Source organism: Clostridium sp. 19966 (genome assembly GCF_032335695.1).
Lineage (GTDB): Bacteria > Bacillota > Clostridia > Clostridiales > Clostridiaceae > JACTOJ01.
Window position 1 is genome coordinate 1 of record NZ_JACTOJ010000025.1, and the last position, 18,138, is coordinate 18,138.

The 18,138-nt window shown below is 28.5% G+C and carries 10 protein-coding genes and 1 pseudogene; 1 reads left to right on the forward strand and 10 read right to left on the reverse strand.

All coding sequences use genetic code 11. The annotated features are described in order from the left end of the window. On the reverse strand, positions 1-223 hold a 223-nt coding region (locus tag IAI10_RS19795), incomplete at its 3' end, for a transposase (protein WP_315675037.1). A gap of 610 nt (positions 224-833) precedes the next feature. Beyond that, positions 834-2,489, reverse strand: coding sequence for an ATP-binding protein (locus IAI10_RS19800; RefSeq protein ID WP_315675038.1), 1,656 nt, complete (start codon positions 2,487-2,489; stop codon positions 834-836). Positions 2,490-2,600: 111 nt separating this feature from the next. Here IAI10_RS19800 and IAI10_RS19805 point away from each other — a divergent pair, with 111 nt between their 5' ends. After that, a complete protein-coding gene (locus IAI10_RS19805) occupies positions 2,601-2,837 on the forward strand; it encodes a helix-turn-helix transcriptional regulator (RefSeq protein WP_315675039.1) in 237 nt (78 codons plus the stop codon). 183 nt (positions 2,838-3,020) lie between these two features. On the opposite strand, the gene IAI10_RS19810 is transcribed toward IAI10_RS19805, so the two are convergent. From IAI10_RS19810 to IAI10_RS19845, 8 genes and pseudogenes are all read right to left on the reverse strand, one after another. Further along, positions 3,021-5,030 carry an ATP-dependent helicase gene (locus IAI10_RS19810; RefSeq protein WP_315675040.1) on the reverse strand — a complete coding sequence of 670 codons (2,010 nt, stop codon included), beginning with the start codon at positions 5,028-5,030 and terminating at the stop codon, positions 3,021-3,023. Then, complete coding sequence (locus IAI10_RS19815) at positions 5,023-6,978, reverse strand: AAA family ATPase (RefSeq protein WP_315675041.1); 1,956 nt, start codon at positions 6,976-6,978, stop codon at positions 5,023-5,025. Before IAI10_RS19815 ends, IAI10_RS19810 begins: the two co-directional genes overlap by 8 nt. Positions 6,979-7,241: 263 nt before the next feature. Further along, positions 7,242-9,428 carry a DNA topoisomerase III gene (locus tag IAI10_RS19820; RefSeq protein ID WP_315675042.1) on the reverse strand — a complete coding sequence of 729 codons (2,187 nt, stop codon included), beginning with the start codon at positions 9,426-9,428 and terminating at the stop codon, positions 7,242-7,244. A gap of 132 nt (positions 9,429-9,560) precedes the next feature. Continuing rightward, entirely contained in the window at positions 9,561-10,169 is a 609-nt protein-coding gene (locus tag IAI10_RS19825; protein ID WP_315675043.1) for a hypothetical protein, read from the reverse strand. Next, on the reverse strand, positions 10,162-11,892 hold the full coding sequence (locus IAI10_RS19830) for a site-specific integrase (protein WP_315675044.1): 1,731 nt from the start codon (positions 11,890-11,892) through the stop codon (positions 10,162-10,164). The genes IAI10_RS19825 and IAI10_RS19830 overlap by 8 nt, the downstream gene beginning before the upstream one ends. A 9-nt stretch (positions 11,893-11,901) precedes the next feature. Continuing rightward, complete coding sequence (locus IAI10_RS19835) at positions 11,902-16,137, reverse strand: hypothetical protein (protein ID WP_315675045.1); 4,236 nt, start codon at positions 16,135-16,137, stop codon at positions 11,902-11,904. Then, positions 16,127-17,392, reverse strand: coding sequence for a hypothetical protein (locus IAI10_RS19840; protein ID WP_315675046.1), 1,266 nt, complete (start codon positions 17,390-17,392; stop codon positions 16,127-16,129). The genes IAI10_RS19835 and IAI10_RS19840 overlap by 11 nt, the downstream gene beginning before the upstream one ends. A gap of 150 nt (positions 17,393-17,542) precedes the next feature. Next, positions 17,543-18,052, reverse strand: a pseudogene (locus tag IAI10_RS19845) (toprim domain-containing protein); the annotation flags it as partial. Positions 18,053-18,138: the final 86 nt, after the last annotated feature.

Sequence of the window (18,138 nt, forward strand, 5' to 3'; positions counted from 1 at the left end):
TGTTTTTCTTGCCATTTCTTGCATTTGTACCAGCGCTACGCTCATAAGGTGCATATCCTAGATGATCGTCCATTTCAGCTTCTAGCATAGATTGTATTGTGCCTCCTAGCAGATCCTTTAATGCATCCTGAATATCTTCAGCGGACTGAATGTCATACTCATCTAGCAACGCAGCAATAATGTTCTTCTTTCCTTCACTCAGTGTTTCTCTTCTTTTTCCCATAATAAAACAGCCTCCTATGATATTTATATTTTATCATAGAAAGCTGCTTTTACAGACTTTTTTTCACAGGCTCGCATATGCTATTATATCGCTATCATAAGAAATTACTGGTCCTCTCAACAGAACATGTTCAGGCTATGTGCCTTTAATTTTATTTATTTCAAAAAGTGTTGAGTTTACTAGTTGTTGAGATTTATCTATTTTTATCTGAATTTGTTTTTCTTGATTTTTAGATTCCAATATAATCTTAAGATAGCTAGAATTTTCATTAATGTACATAGTTTTTTTCTTTTATTTTGTGCATCCTTTAATAAATCCTTGTTTTATTCTAGTTCGACCTGTTGCGTAGATATTGGTGCAGCATTAAAATAAATTTGGACAACAAAAGAAAAACAACTAAGAACATGATTGTAATGTGCCTTTTTCTCAATTAGTTTTTCCTCCTATAATGCCACTTAATTTTACTTTGTAAAATTGGTCCAAATTATATGATAAAAATATGAAGATCTACCACAAATTTATTAATAGCGATAAATTTAATTATAGTACAAAGTTATAATTAAATTTTCTTTGTAAATATGTAAAGATAAATATCTTTTGATATTTATCTTTACATATTTGTAGAAGTAGCTTTATTACTATGATTATTATATGCATCTATTATACTTTTTAACTCTATTACAGGAATTATTTTTCTTGCGCCATACTTTAACATCCATTCATCATTTTCTCTTATTAAGCATAAAGTATTTCCATCTGCTAATGTTCTCTTCTCATTCACAAGTAGATCAACCCTCCAACAAATTACATAATCAAATGTATCAAATGGGTGATCATGCTTAAACAAATTGCTCAATATATATTCTATTTCAGCCAATACCCTATTGTTATTATTATCTATGCATATCATATCAGTAGAAGATTGGTGCGAATAATGCCCAATTTTACTAATACCTTTAACTAGCTTTTTAGTATCTTTATTTGACATTAATGCAGTAAATAACAGAGCCACCTGTGATTCATTATCTGGTCTTTTAATTATTGGAATTGAATCAATATTAAGATTTGCCAGTTCATTAAAAGATTCTACTCTCTGAATAATTTTTCTTTGCTTTTCGCCTATCTCATATAAAGCTTCCTCTGCCTTTCTCATTTTAAAATACCCTTCATTTGCTAGAGGTATAATGCATTCATTAATTACCTTTTTAGCTTCTTCCAAAACCCATTTAACCTTTTTATCATTAATATTTGATAAATTATTTCTATCTGCTGTTAACTCAAAAGCTTGGGAATTAACTAATAAATGAAAGTGATGAACATTAGGATCTGAAATCAAATCATTTTTCTTTGTAAATGGTATAAAATCTTTCGCTAAATATATTCCGAACCTTGACTTTAGAGTCTCTCCTTGTCGCAATTTTGCAATACTCCTTCTACGATTAACCCCTGATATAGTACCATAAATTTCAAAAGACACAAATTCTCCATCAATATTTGTTGGTTTGTGAAATGGTCCAAAATGCCTACAATAATTTACTGTCCTTTTATAAATTGGTTCGCTAAAATCTTTTCTAGGATCTTCTTGAGGTTCTGAAAATTGATGGACTCCTGCTATTTCTTCTTTAATGTTACTTATTCTATCTTGAATTAAAATCCTAGGTGCTATCTGCATATTACTTATATATTTATGTAATTCCATATAATTTGCAAAATAAGTTTTGAAACTACCTGCTGCGGTAAACCAAAGAACATAATCTTTTACAATCTCAAAATTAAAATACTTTTCTGGGTTATCGATTACATAATCCTCTATTAAAATTGTAGTTCCTTTATTTCCACTTTTAGATTCATATCTTTCCACACTATATTCTGGAAGTATATTATTACATAATGCCTCCCAAGGTGTTTCCATAACAGCCTTATATGCTTCATTATCTTCTGTTTGCGTATATATGGTTATTCTTTTACTCTTAAAATAGGTTTTTGTTCCTAATCCTTTCTCCCCTATTCCTATTAAAGCTTTATCTGAATCGCCCATATTAAAGAATCTATGTATATTATCTAATTCCATTCCTTTGCCATCATCTTGTATTTCAACTACAAAGTTTCCTGAGGAATTTCTGTCTAATATTATAGATATATTTTTTGCCTCGGCATCATGAGAATTGCTAATTCCTTCTCGTAATATCTCTAATGGATTTACAATATTTTGGGCTATTTCTTTATATAAGGATATATCTTTTACTTGTGGCTTAAATCTCTGCATACATATCTCCATCCTTAAAAAAATTTTTAAAAAATACTATAATGTGTGATTTTCACACATTATAGTATTTTCTTTCATATAAAATTAATACATAATTTCTTAATTTTGAGGATGGTAAGATTGAAGCAAAAGAATATCATTGGGCAAAGAATAAAATATCTACGAATAAATAAAAAAATCACTCAAGAGCAACTAACGGCAAGACTTAATATTCAAGGCATTGAGATAGATAGACCCATGATTTCAAGAATTGAATCTCAAACTAGAAATCTGCTTGACTATGAAATCAAAGCCATAGCTAATGCCTTAAATGTTAGTATAGAAGATTTATTTAAGAAAAATATTTAAAATTAAAAAGATAAATCTTAAAACAACTGGTTATATTGTATCATTCTATATTTAGTTTTTATAATATGACTATTAAGTCCAAATTTATCAACTTTTTATTTTTACTTCATTGCCCTAAATCTTTACGTTTATTTTATAAATCAAACTCTTAATGCAAATCCTTTCACATTTTAATAAGAAATATTAAACTATATTTTTACCGTCTTTAAATCCATAACTTTCTATTAATTTTCGTTCCTCTTTGCTAAGCTGTGGAACAGCCCAAATCATTAAAAACTTAGCTCTAGTGCTTGCTACATATCCTATTCTCCTATCTTCATCTGTTCCTTCTATCCAATGCTTTTTCCAATGTCCGGATTCACTATTAATTGTTTTACTAGATACAACTAGAGTACTATCATAGGTACAACCTTTAGCACCATGAACAGTTGATATCTTTACTAAATTGTCTATTTTAGATTCTTTACTAAATATAAAAATATCATCTCGTATATTTTTTCCTATATACCACCTTGAAGAAAAAATCTTATCAAAATCTCTTTCTATCTTATCATACTCTTGGATTTTCAAATAGTTCTTCTTTATAATGCTCGGTAATTCTTTTCTAGCATCTTCATACCACTTACCATATTTTCTATTATAATTTGTAAGTTTAGTATTAATAATACAATCAAGCAAAATATCTCTTAAAAAAATTCTCCAAGCAAATGATGAAATTATATCTTTAGGACAATAATAATTACTTTTGCTATTTCCTCCTTCAAACCACTTTGAAATCTGTTTTCCCGCGTATTCTAACGATTTTTTCTTAAAACTTGGGCCACCTTTTTCCCATAGCTGAATAGCAGATATTAATAAGTGTTCTTTATCATTATCTTTATTTCCTAATATTTGATTTTTCAATGAATTCTGCTTTACTATTATGCAACACTTGTCCTGTGATATTCCGAAACGACTAAGTATTTTTAAATACTCATTAATCACTTTTTCCACTGTATTATATTCTAGATATAATATACTATTTTCTAAAAACTTATTTTCTTCAATTCCTCGTACTTTATTATCCGAATTAATTAATTTGTTAGATAAATCCACGATAGGTTGACAGCTCCTAAAATTATCAGTGAGTTCAAAATGTTTAAAAGTTTCAAGATAATGAGATGTATATTGAGAATCTAATGCCACTTCCTTAAATTCAAAAATAGATTGATTTATATCCCCAACGAAATGTAATATAGTTCCCTTTTGCCTTAACTTGTTCAGAATTTCAATTTCCACCCATGATAAATCTTGGCATTCATCAACTATAACCAACGGAAATCTTGTAGATATCTTTTGCGCTATTTTTTCTTTGTCCAATACTTGATATGCAATAGAGTTCATATCTTCATATGTTACAAATCCATCTTTAAGAAAATTATCTTTACACTTGCGAAATTCATTATAAAAATAACTATTAGAGTAATACCTGCTGTTATTATATTTTTTTCTATTTTCTATAATATGATTCTGCATTTGCTCACTTTCGTAATATTCGCCTATTGATAAACAAGTCTGATCTATCTTTATATAAAAATTCTTTTTGCTCCAATCAAATAATATTTGATGAGCGTATATATCAGATCTTCTCCCACTCTTGCTTATATATGGTATTGAACATTTATATTTTTGTAGCCATGGGTTACTGAATATACTTAAATCTGAATCAATTAATCTTAAAGAATGATCTCCATTTTTGCCTGTATAATTAATTTCACTATAACCAAACGGTTGAGCAATATATTGATAGATAAAACTACTTAAGGTCCCTATAAAATGCGGATAAAAAGTTGCTTTTTTGCTAAATTGATTAATCCTTTCCTTTATCACATCAGTAGCATCATTAGTGAAAGTTAGAATAGCAATTCCTCTTTTTGAACTATTATCCCATCTTTTTATTTCATAGGCAGCTTTCATGCCAACCACCTCTGTTTTTCCACTTCCAGGACAAGCTTCTAAAAATGTATTTTCATTTATAGAAGCTGAAATATATTGAAGCTGTTTTTGTGTTTTCTCTGATATTCTGCAATGTTTTGCATATCTGCATATTTCATATGTATCATTATTTTTTAAAAAACATTCATCACATGTCAAATGACTATTTTTATTGCATAAAATTTTTCCCACTTCATTCTCTATTTCATATTTATTCACCTACATCACCACCACAAGCCCAGATAACAGAATTATATATATACTTAGGCACATTAAATATTTTTATAATTTCCTCATAAGTCTCTTTTTTAGCTTTGGAGTCCAAATACACTTGAGATGTCATTTGATCATATTGAGTTTTTACCTTTCCCGCCAACTCCTGAGCAAACATACCCTTACCAAGTTTCTTATCACTTGCTTTTTGATGTATAAACTTTGAATACTCTTGTAATTTTATATTATCAGTATCAGCAATTATTTCATCACATTTATTTTTGACTTCGCCGTTTTTTGAGTACCACACATCCTTTAAAGCCTTCGCCATAATTTGGGTATTCCCCTCCATCGCTAAATCATATTCAAATGTTTTTAAGGGGGAGTGATATAATCTAACATATTTACTTATATTTATTTTAGATATTAATTCTAGAGCACTATTTTTACCTTTAATAGTCTCATTTAATTTAGGATAAGTATCGATTTTAACCTTTATTATATCTCCATTTTTATCTACTGCATCTAATTCTTCTTTTTCTGGATCATTATCAGTTATTCCTGAACATCTTATTGGAACTTTTATATTACTATAACTCCCATCTATACTACAGAATAATTTAATAAAGTGCTTAAAATTAATTCCATTTATATTTATAACTGATACTCCTGCTTCCTCTAAGGAACTTGGTAATTTATTATTTGTATTTACTTTATTATACTTACATAAACATATTTTCGCTAATTCTGGAACAAGCATACTCTCGCTTATTCCTTCAACCAATATAATACCTTTTGAAAATAGCAACGTAGACTTTGTTACGTCAAGCCATCTGTTTATATAGTTTTTGCTATCGCCTAGTTCTAGTTTACACAATGGAGTTGCTTTTATCGATTCATTTCGCTCACATATATGTATCAAGTTATCGATACTTACTGATGATGCTAATATTGGCGAGTGAGTAGTAATGATAATTTGAGTATTAGTTTTTTTATTTGCCAACGATTCGAGATATTTTATTAATTTTATTTGCAATTGAGGATGAAGATGTGCTTCTGGCTCTTCTATGAGCAGCACTGTAAATATATCCTTTACCTTACCACTAATTTGCAATTCCGCAAATACAGTAGCTATGTATAATAAATTATTATATCCTAAGCTATTAATTGCTATATCTCTAAATTTTTTTATATCTGTTGCATTTATTTCAGGAAAAAATACCATTTTAATATTTTCAAGTATTTTATTAAATGAAACATCTGCAAATTGTAAATTAATACTCTGTCCAAAGATTTCACCCATAGAACTTTTTATATTATAATTAATATCTTCTTTTGCTTTTGATATTTCTTTGTAGTTATTACCTTGATTAGATGTTATACTATTATTAAATTCTGAAACCTTTTCTACCAAAACTTTCTCATCATCTTTAGTTTTATATTGGTGCCTTAATAATTTAGCTAATCTCGATTTTTTACCATTACTTAGCTTTTCCTCGGCATCTCTTAATGGTGGTAAGTAAATACAATCTATACTATCAAAAGTTTCCTCTTCAAAAGCACTGGATTTAGAATCTCCTCCCCATATATTCTTCCTAAAATATCCCTTCCTATTTGAATTACTATCAACCTCCAAACACAATTTTGCCTTAAAATCAGCATCACACCAAGTTAAAAATGTTACTTCTTCATCAGAGCTTAATTCTTCAAAGCTTATATTTATTTTGATGTCTTGAGAATACTCATCTTCATTAAATGACTTATAAAAATCATCTTCATTAATATTCATTTGAGAAAATTCATTTTCTTTTAAAATCATTCTCAAAGCATTTATTATTGTTGTTTTTCCGGAAGCATTCTCACCAACTAATATATTTAATCCTTTATGTAACTGTATTTCGGATTCATTTTTACAATTTTTATACCCTTCTATAATTAATTTTGATATATACATACCTATTTTCACATCCTTTTAATTTAAGATAAAGTACATATTTTAAAACATATATGTAAACATATTACTATTTTACAATCACAATATGCTTTTTTCAATACATATCAATTTAAACTTTAGAATACAACAAAAAGGCTATAATCCTTTTTGACTATAGCCTAGTTAAACCATTTCTATTTATTTTTGATCCTTGATTTTTTACAATATCAAATAACTGTTATTTCATGTATAATAACAATTTTAGAAGACTTCTTTTATTGTATTTAGTCTAAATTTAGTTTTGATAATGCATCTGCTAAGGCTGAATTTATTGATTTTTTATTTTCTTCGTTAATTTTATTAATATATTTTGTTACATCTCTTTTATTTATTTTTCCTTCATTTTCTTTAAATCTCTTATTAAATGATGAGGCTTTCTCTCTAAATCCACAACTTTTACAAATGTAAATTCGACCTTCACCATCTCCCCTAAGCTCTAATTTTTTCTTACATTCAGGGCACCTAGCATTAGTAAATTTACTTACATTTTCCCTATGTCCGCAATTTCTGTCCTGACATACATTCATCACTCCATATTTACCTTTAACCTCTAACATATATTTCCCACAATTAGGGCATTTATTGCCAGTAATATTATCATGTCTAAACTTGTCTTCACTATACTTAATATCTTTTACCAATTTCTCCGCATATTCTCGCATTTTATCTGTAAATTCATTAGGTTGTCTTTTTCCTTTACTTATAAGCTCCAATTCTTGTTCCCATTGTGCTGTAAGTAAAGGTGATTTTAATTCTTCTGGAACAAGTTCTATTATCTGTTTTCCCTTAGATGTTGGAATAATTTCTTTACCTTTCTTCTCAATATAAAACATATTAAATAGCTTCTCTATTATATCGGCTCTTGTAGCTACCGTTCCTATGCCTCCTGTTTCTCCAAGGGTTTTAGCATATTCTTTATCAAGTTTTATATATTTTTGAGGACTTTCCATAGCTGATAGCAGGGTACCCTCTGTAAATCTAATTGGGGGCTTTGTTTTTAATTTCTGTATCTCTACGGCAGATATACTTATTTTGTCATCCCTTTTAACAGTTGGTAATACTTGACTTTCATTATTCTCATCATCTTCATTTAATCCAATCATTTTATCATAAACTGCCTTCCAACCTTTTGATTTTATTACACTGCCTTTCGCTACAAAGCTTTCTCCATTTATGTCAGCAATTATGCTAGTTTGAATATATTCATATGGTGGTAACATTACAGATAGAAATCTTTTTACGACCAAGTCATAGATGTTCTTTTCTTCACTACTTAATATTGAGAAATTTACCCTTTCCTCAGTTGGAATTATTGCATGATGATCGCTTATCTTACTATTATCAACAAAACCTTTGTGAACATTAATTTTACTTTTAAGTATTTCGCTTGCAAATATTCTATACGATCCAAATGAAATGGCTTTCAAGCGTTCTGGTAATGTAGCCACTATATCAGTAGAAATATATCTTGAATCAGTTCTTGGATATGTTAATATCTTGTAGTTTTCATAAAGTCTTTGCATAATTGAGAGTGTTTGTTTTGCTGAATATCCAAAAATTCTATTTGCATCTCTTTGTAGTTCAGTTAAATCATATAATGCTGGAGAATATTGTTTTTTAAAGTTTTCAGAAACATCAATTATTTTTGCCTCTCTTCCTTTAGTCGCAGTTACAACTTTGTTTGCCTTATCTTCCTCAAAAATATTACTGTTATTATTTTTATCTCTCCATTTTAAAATAAAACCTCTCGCCTTGGCATTAATTACAAAATAGTCCTTTGGTTTAAAATTATTAATTTCTTCTTCACGATGAATTATCATAGCCAAGGCCGATGACTGCACGCGTCCAGCAGTTAATTGAGCGTTGTATTTACATGTAAGTGCCCTGGAAACATTTAAGCCAACAACCCAATCTGCTTCCGCCCTACATTGGGCTGCTCTAAACAAATTATCATATTGGGATCCAATCTTAAGATTAGCAAAGCCTTCATTTATAGCCTTATCTGTTTGTGAAGATATCCAAAGTCTTTTTATTGGTTTATTTATTCTTGCCTTCTCCAATATCCATCTTGCTACAAGTTCGCCTTCACGCCCTGCATCAGTCGCTATTACTATTTCTTTTACATCTTTTCTATTCAACTGCTCTTTTACCGTATTGAACTGTTTTGAACTCTGTTTTATTACAACAAGTTTTAAATGCACTGGTAGCATAGGCAAATCTTCTAACTTCCAAACCTTATACTTCTCATCATAAACTTCAGGATCTGCCAGTGTTACTAGATGTCCTAAAGCCCATGTAACAATATATTTATTTCCCTCCATGTAGCCATTACATTTTATATTACACTTTAATACCCTCGCAATATCCTTCCCGACAGATGGTTTTTCTGCTAAAACTAATATTTTATCCATAAACTAAAATCCTTTCATCTACCATATTAAATAAAGTAAGTATACAATCACCATACTTATATTATACAATTATTTATTATACAGATTTATCAATCATAATTACAAGTCCATATAAGTGTTTAACTATAATCTTCAATCATTTAGCCACGGAAATTGAGCTTTTATATCTTCGTCTGTAACTGCAATTGCTCTTTCAATGTTATTAGCATCAATAGTTATTATATTATTTTTCAGATTTTTTTCTTCTCTTTGCTTTAATGATTCGCTACTAATACACAATTCAAGCATAGCCTGTTCCTGATTTGTTACTTGGTTCAGCAACCTTTTATTTTCATTTTTAAAATCACTGATTTGTTTCTCCAATATCTCAATTTTCTTTTGCAATTCATAGCTCAATTTAGCTTGTTCAGTTAAATTGTTAATAATCCTTATACAGCTTGCATATGCTTCTAAAACCTTTTTGGGATTCGTACTTAATTGTTCTCGTATACTTTCCACTGATGGTATCGTATTAAGTTCATCAGTAACTTCATTTACCACAATTATAGGATTATTTATCTTTTCAATTATATCTCTTACCTTTTTAGAGTAATCCCATATATGTCTCTTAACTCCAGTTTCTCTTGCAAGCTCTGATAAAATAATTTTTTCTCCAGTATGGTTACCAATATAATTTTCCAAAATGCTCAATAATTCTTTATCAGATTTTTTCTTGGGTCTACCGCCTAAATTTTTACTCAATACAACTCACCTCGTTTGTTTTCATAATATAAGAATCTACAATCGCTTTATTTGCAATTACTTGTTGTATTTTTTTAGCGCATATTCCCATACGTTCTTGATCTCTAATATCAAAGCATCTATTTTTTTCTATCTTACTTTTATTTAAATTACTTGTTTTAATTATTTCTTTAAGTATATTTACCTGTTTATCAATATCATTTAAATAATTATTTGATTCAGCAGTTAAGTATATTAGATCATTTTCCTTGCTTAGCGCCAATCTAAAATAATCGCATTCATTTTTGCACATTCCTAAAATACAGTTATCAGGATATTCTTTATCAATACAATACCCATCTTCAACCGGACGTGCGCTGCTTTGCTCTTCAACACTGAAGAACAAGCTTTTATTGTATAGCTCCTTTAGCCTTTTGTTACTATATAAACCTTCACCAAGCAACCGTCTTCTGCGAATTTCATCTGCAATTAGTTTAACTTTTGATTTTATAAATGTTTTCATATGATTTGCATAAGTTAATTGTGTATATATATTATCGTGCCCAGCTAACCTAGCTATAGTTAATGGATTAACACCCTGCAGATATAAATTACATATAGCAAAATGCCTCGTATCCCCTGGTCTTATTCTCTCTATAGTATCTTCACTATTTTGTTTTCCCTCATTGTTTTCTACAGAAATTGTTTTATATCCATATTCCTTTTCAACAACATCGGCATAAAATCTTTCTAATAGCGCATAGAATCTTTCGGTACCAGCATAATTATCTTTATGAGCATCTAAGAATCTATCAAAAGACCTAAATGACTTAGTGTGCTTAGCATAAATGTTATAATTAAAAAGATACTTTTCTTTTCTATCTGGATCTATTTCAGATATATATTCCTGAATTAAATCATATAAATCTTTAGTTATATCAATATGCCTATATGTACGTTCTTTCTCTCCAGATTCGTTCACATCATCCTTACCATTTAAGATACTTAATATATATCTTCCATTAATAATCTTTGCCGCATTTGTTTCTAACTCTGAGAATTCTATTGGCCTCATTGGAATGGTACTGGAAATTCTCCACCAAAGCAAAACGGGCAAATATTTTTCTCTTTCGGTTTTACACTCCATATTTAAACTGCTCATAAATTCATTTAAAATTGTATCAAATAAAATTGCACTTATAAATTCCGGAATTCTCCTACTGTCATATTTTCTATAGTTATATGCTCTTATTTTTTCTCTGAAAGGCTTAAATTTTATATAATCGTAAAAACACAAAAAATCATTTCCTGCATTAATAATATCATTTATTATATAACTATCCTTATGAGATTTTAATGCTTCTTGAAAGCAATGGATTGAGTTTAAATCTAAGCAATTTGTATTTTTCACAACAAATTTAATACCGTTTAGGCATCTTATTAACGTACGTGGATTTACTTTCTCTTCATCAAGTTTTATTATCAGAAATATTTTAATTGCTAACGTTAGTTTTTTATTAAACTCATGATTAAAAATTAAATGTGCCTTTCTCTCTCTTCCACGTAAGATCCAGTGAATATCCCAAAAGCCTCCGCTTAAAACTATTTTTCTTTTTTTTAATTCATCAAATCTATTTATATATTTATTGACATTTTTTTCAGTAAATTTTAATATTTGCGTATACCCTAAATTATAGTTTATGTTGTTTACTTTTCTAAACTTCTTAATCTTTAATCCCTGCACTTCGTTCACCTACTTTACAACTCTAAGTTTGCCTTTAATTTCCCCTAATTTTTTATTTATAAATTCTGTATCTATGAATGTATCCGCTATCTTGCTATCATATTCTTGATAAAATAGTTTTGCTTCTGTTACAACTGAAAATAGTTTAACTAAAACAGTTGTATTTTTTATCAATTCATAATACTTATTCTCGTTTGTGTTAGCTATTACTTCCATTGTAGCTTTAATTTCCTGATTAAGTGATGTTAAGAAGTAAATATTTTTCGCAAAGTAATCGCAACAAGTACATGAGCTTCTCTTAGCATGTTTGCATATTTTTCCTTTTATGCATCCTCCATACTTTGACTTTGATGCACTTTCATACGTCAGCAGTGATTTCACTCGTTCTTTTAATTCCGCTTTATCTAAAGAAATTAACTCGTGAAATATCTTAGTTTGAGTTTTCATATATAATTCACTACTTATATGCTCCGCTATACTCTCAAGTCCAATTAAACTATAATTACTTTTTAGCCTTACAATGGCATCAGTCATATCAAACACCTTCATATCCTCATAACTATCATCATAAGCTATTCGTAATAACATATATGGCATCCAGCCAAAAAATCCTCGTTGTACAAGATTATAAGCTATACTTTTAGCATCTTCATTATGTAAAATCGGTTTCAGATATATTTGTGTAGATGTAGGTAGTAATATTTTCTTATCATTCTTATGTGATCTAGCTGCTCCTTCTAATATATATGAAATTCCCTTCATTCCCTCCATAGTATTTGCGCACTCATAAGTATATGTTAAAAGACTGCTATTCGCTCTTCTGTTTAAAAAATTATCTAGTCCAACTTCCAAGCAAAAATTTTTTATAGCTTTTCTAACCCATGTACCAACTTCATTCTTATATCTTTCATCCATCAGTTTAGATAATACTTGTAAATCTTTATTTTCTCTCCTGTGAATTTCAGCAATTACATATGCTACAGATATAGGAACAATTAAATTGATACTAGTAAATACTCGTAATTCTTCATCATTCTTATTAGTATTTATACCTGATATTTTAAACTCTAATTGATTTAATATTTTTTGTCCCATAGATAATGTAAATTCATTTCCATTCTCAAACCATCTAAAATTCTCTATACCAATTTGTTCAATCTCAATATTAGGCAATTTGCTTACTATATCATTTAATCTCCATGGTAAAATCAGATGTAATATACATAATAACCATGTACATGCATATTTTGGACTATTAAATGCTTTTATTATATGAACGTCTATATCCGTTAAATATAATGTATATTTGCGCCATTCCTCAAGACTATATATATCTTCAGTATTCAAGCTATCTGCTTTTAAAGAAATTTCACTACAACTATAGTCACTATTAAATTTACATTCTATATTTCCCTTACAATATGCTAAAAACGCGTTAAATACCTTAATATGTGCTGAATTCTCAACTTTATCCAAAAGCTCATCTATCTCTTCATTAGAATAAACGTAAATATTTTTATACAACATTCTATTTAAAAACTCAAGTAAATTGCCACATTTTTTCGCAATAATATATTTGGACTTTTCCCTAGCTTCACTATCCCCTATTCTTTCATATGCAAATGCGCAATACAAATCTATAGTTTCTTTTAATTCCTGCTTTAATAAAATACCATTTTTAATTTTATCAAATAGATCAAATTCGTTTTTAGCAAGTTTGCATAGTTTATCTAATAAAACTCTCTTTCTATAAAGTCCTATTCTTATAGATTTACTAATAGCATCTATCTTGTCCTTTTCAATTCTATATTTAAAACAACATATTGGATTTTTAATTAATTTAATACATTCATATCTGCAGGCCTCTAATACTATATGTCTAGGCACCCCTATTATAGACGCTGCTTCCTCAGAACTTACCGTATTATTAATTAAATTAAGCTTTTCATATATAAATTCTTTACTTACATATAACTTACCATCTATTTCATAATGAATACAATTTAATCCCTCATTAATAATTTTTTTTATAATAGTCACTGAAGTCCCAAGAATATTTGCCGCGATTTCAATACCTAAATATTGACCATGTTTTTCATTTTCTGTATTTATGAGAGTATTTACTTCCTGCAAATATTCATTTTTTATTAAAAGCTTCTTTGTAGCAAAATCTGCAACCAATATATCATTTTTTTCTCTGGAAAGTATGCCAATCAAATTTATTTCATTAATATTTAATCGTTCTGAAAGATCTTTTACTAATATTGAATTATTATTAATTTCTTCTGTATAGTCTACAAAGTTTTTGTTTACATATATTTTTTCTCTTTTCCCACTAATGACAAATTTTCTTACACTACCGCAATTTTCTCGAATCCTTTCTCTAACAACAGTTGCTGAAATTCCGAATATAACTGCTAGTTCATTAATATCATAGCCATTTTCTTTCAAGTAACGTTCTTGACTAGAAATCTTTTTTGTTAATTTCTTATCTGCTAGAATCTTTTTTGCTAATTTCTTATCTACTAGGATTGTTTCTTTTATAACTTCAAAATACTCATTTCTAATCCTAAATCTTCCTGTCATAAAATCTTTAAAGATAGATTTCCTACTTAATTGCATACATTTTTCTTCTAATTTACATTGAGAAATTTTTAATTGTTTTGCTGCTTCATGTATTAGAATAGAATTAGCTTCTATTTCTTTTAAATCAATAAAGAATTCTTTTCTTATTAGTCTCTTGTTTTTGTTAGAGTTTATATATTCCTGAACACCACAATAATTTCGTTTAATTCTTTCCCTAATAATATCAGTAGAAATGCCAAATTGATTAGATATTTTTTTCAAAGATATATATCTTTTTTCCTGTTCCCGGATTTCAGTATTTAAATTTTTATCTTTTACAATATTTTTTTTATTCTTATTAATTATTTTAGGCTTTCTTTCTTTTAAATTTTCTCCTTTTATGATTGCAAAATATTCATTTTTAATTCTGAACCTACCAGTCAGGAAATCCTTAAAAATAGATTCACTGCTTAATTGCATACATCTTTGTTCTAAACTTTGCCAAGAAATGTTCAATTGCTTCGCTGCTTTATCAAATAAAATAGAATTTGCTACTATTTCTTTCAAGTAATACAAAAAACTTTTATTTATAAAAAACTTTCTTTCATTTATTTTTATATATTCTTTAGCTTGGCAATAATTTTTTCTAATTCTTCTCATGATAACTATAGTAGAAATTCCAAATTCACTTGCCAATTCTTCAGGAGAAATAAATAGATTTGTATCAAATTTATCATTTTGTTTCACCATTTCATGTTTATCATTCATAAATTCTAATTTGCTTTTCTTAGAATAATAATCATCTAATTTATATGTTATCTGATTTGTTACATCTATGGGAATGAGCTTATTAGTTTTTATGTCTTTCATACTACTATAAATATCAATATTGCATTCTTCTAAAGCAAAATTGATAAATTCTTCTTTATTCATTGCCCACTCTCTCAATAACATGTTAAGTTTCACATATACATTTTTATCTATTGTTTCATTTTTATTAGCTCTCTCCTTTAATTCTGCAACACACTCTTTCATAATTCTGTACTTTCCAGTCACGAAGTCCTTAAAGATTTTACTTTCGTAATAATTTAAACATAGACTTAGTAAATCCTTTTGTTTAATTTTCAGTTCATAAGCTACTTTCTCCAAAAAAAACGAACTATTCTCTACTTCTTTTAAATATTCTAGGAACACCTTTCTAATATATATCTTGTTCGGATGCGGTCGTACCAAAAAATCGTTTATGTTACAATAATTATATAGTATCTTCTTCCTTATATTATTAGCTCCTATTCTAAAATAATGTCCAAGTTCTTCAGCTGTAAAACAACTTTCCTTATAGTCAACAAACTTATCAATATCAACTTTGTACACTCTATATGTTCCATTCCATTTATCTATAAAAAAATCTAATCGTCCTGAATTAAGTATGTCTCGCGTTGCATCTATAGAACGATGTATAGCTAACGATGTATCTTTAATATTCATAGAAATAATTCTATCGTTTATAATTTTGTCTATATAGAACTTGTCTATATAGTAACTTCCATCAAAAGTAATCCATTTACCTGCATAATCAGCTCTATTTCTAATTTTATCTATTACTGTTTGTATGCTAACCTTAAATAAAGTTGCAACCGTATCAACTTTATAATAGGCTTCTAAATTATTAAAATTCATTTTTCTGACTCTTGAAATCTAAATTAATTAAGTTGTCATAAAATTCACTCATTACCTTGTTTAAAGATTCTTTAACTCCGAAGCTACCTTGTAAATATGTAAACACGGCCTCATAAGAACTATCCCCTCTGAGAATTGCTAATTCAGTTGGATTCTTAGTATAGTCTGCTACTAACTTAGAGAATGTTCCCCTTCCTATATGAGATGACCACTTTTTGGTTCTTATTGTAAGAGAGTAAATTTTTAATTGAGGATTATTATTACTTTCTAGACAATTGATAAATTTCTTTTTAAGTCTATCAAATCTATTTCTATAACTTTTTTCAGTCATTGGCTTGCCATCCCTATTTAGGAAAAGTGCCTCTTCATTTTTATTTTTATTAATTTTCTTCATATGTATTGAATATAAATGTGGCAATAAATCCAATATAGGAATTATTGGTTGATATCTCTCTTTTTTTACTCCGCCTTTGCCACTATTATTAAGTATATCTTCTCTAAAGAATCTTCTTTTCAAATTAATTATCATGCCACCTGTTCCATTTGTACCAATTAATTCAATTCCATAGCTTGAAATATTTATAACTTCTGAAATTCTTAATCCGCCGAATATCTGAAAATATATGCCTAATGCTATATCTGGAACTTCTAAAATAGCGAGATCAATAAAGGCTAGTATTAGCTCCTTAGGAATACTTTTAAGCGAATTTGTTCTCTTTCTTCTTGGATATCTAACATTTTTAAATGGAGATTTTATGTATTCCTTTTTCCCTGTACTATCATTTTCGTATTTACTAATTGTAAATTGTTCTAAACTAATATAATTGAGTATATTTTTTTCTGCTAAGAAATAGTAAAATTGTTTAAGTATCGATTCAGCAGCTAATATCGTTAATTTGTCAAGCTTCTTCCCTTTGATTTCCTCTTTTCCTAAATAATTTAAAAAATCCACCCCATGCTCGAATTCCAATTCAGATATATTCTTAAGTTTATAGATTTTATAATTATCAAAAAAGATATAATTTAAGAATGGAACAACAGTATTTGCCTTTTTAACTATAGAGCTGTGTTCTAAATTATTAAACGAGCTAAAAAACTCTGTTAATGGATGTGCCACCACTATACCCGTGCCGATATTCTTTAGCATTAATATAACCCTGTAGTCTTTATTACCCGCTTCTCCAATCAACACAGACCTATGAGTAAATCTTAAGTTGCTACTTCTTCTTTTGTACTCCTCTATTTCTATAATCACACTTATCACCACTTTCTCAATATCCTTTTACTCTCTCTTTATGATATCATGTTTTATTAAATCTATTCAAATAAATAAAACCTATAATCCACTGAATTATAGGCATTTATCGTTATTATTATGTAGTTTTCCTTAAAAATAGGTACTTAACACCAGCCAATCCGCCTCTGCTCTAGCCACCGCAGAAGCATATAAATTTTCATATTCTCTTCCATCCTTAAGCTTGCTAAAGCCTTCTCTTATAGCTTTATCCGTAACAGAAGAAATCCAGAGTCTCTTTAGAGGCTTTTTTATATGCGCTCTATCTATTATCCATCTTGCCACAAGTTCTCCTTCGCGGCCTGCATCAGTTGCGATAACTATTTCCTCAACATCTTTTCTATTCATCTGTTCTTTAACCGTATTGAATTGTTTTCCTGTCTGCTTTATAGTTATTAACTTCATTTGCTTAGGAAGCATTGGTAAATCTTCAAGCCTCCAGCTTTTATATTTATCATCGTAAGCTTCTGGATCCGCTAAGGTAACCAGATGGCCAAGAGCCCAAGTAACTATATATTTATTTCCTTCTATATAACCATTTCCATTTCTACTACAATTAAGAACCCTAGCAATATCCCTTCCTACGGAGGGTTTTTCTGCTAAAACTAATATCTTTCCCATAAATAACAACCTTTCAAAATAATCTTACTGCATTAATCTATATTATCATTATAATCAATGTATTTAAACACCTCTATTATTTTTTT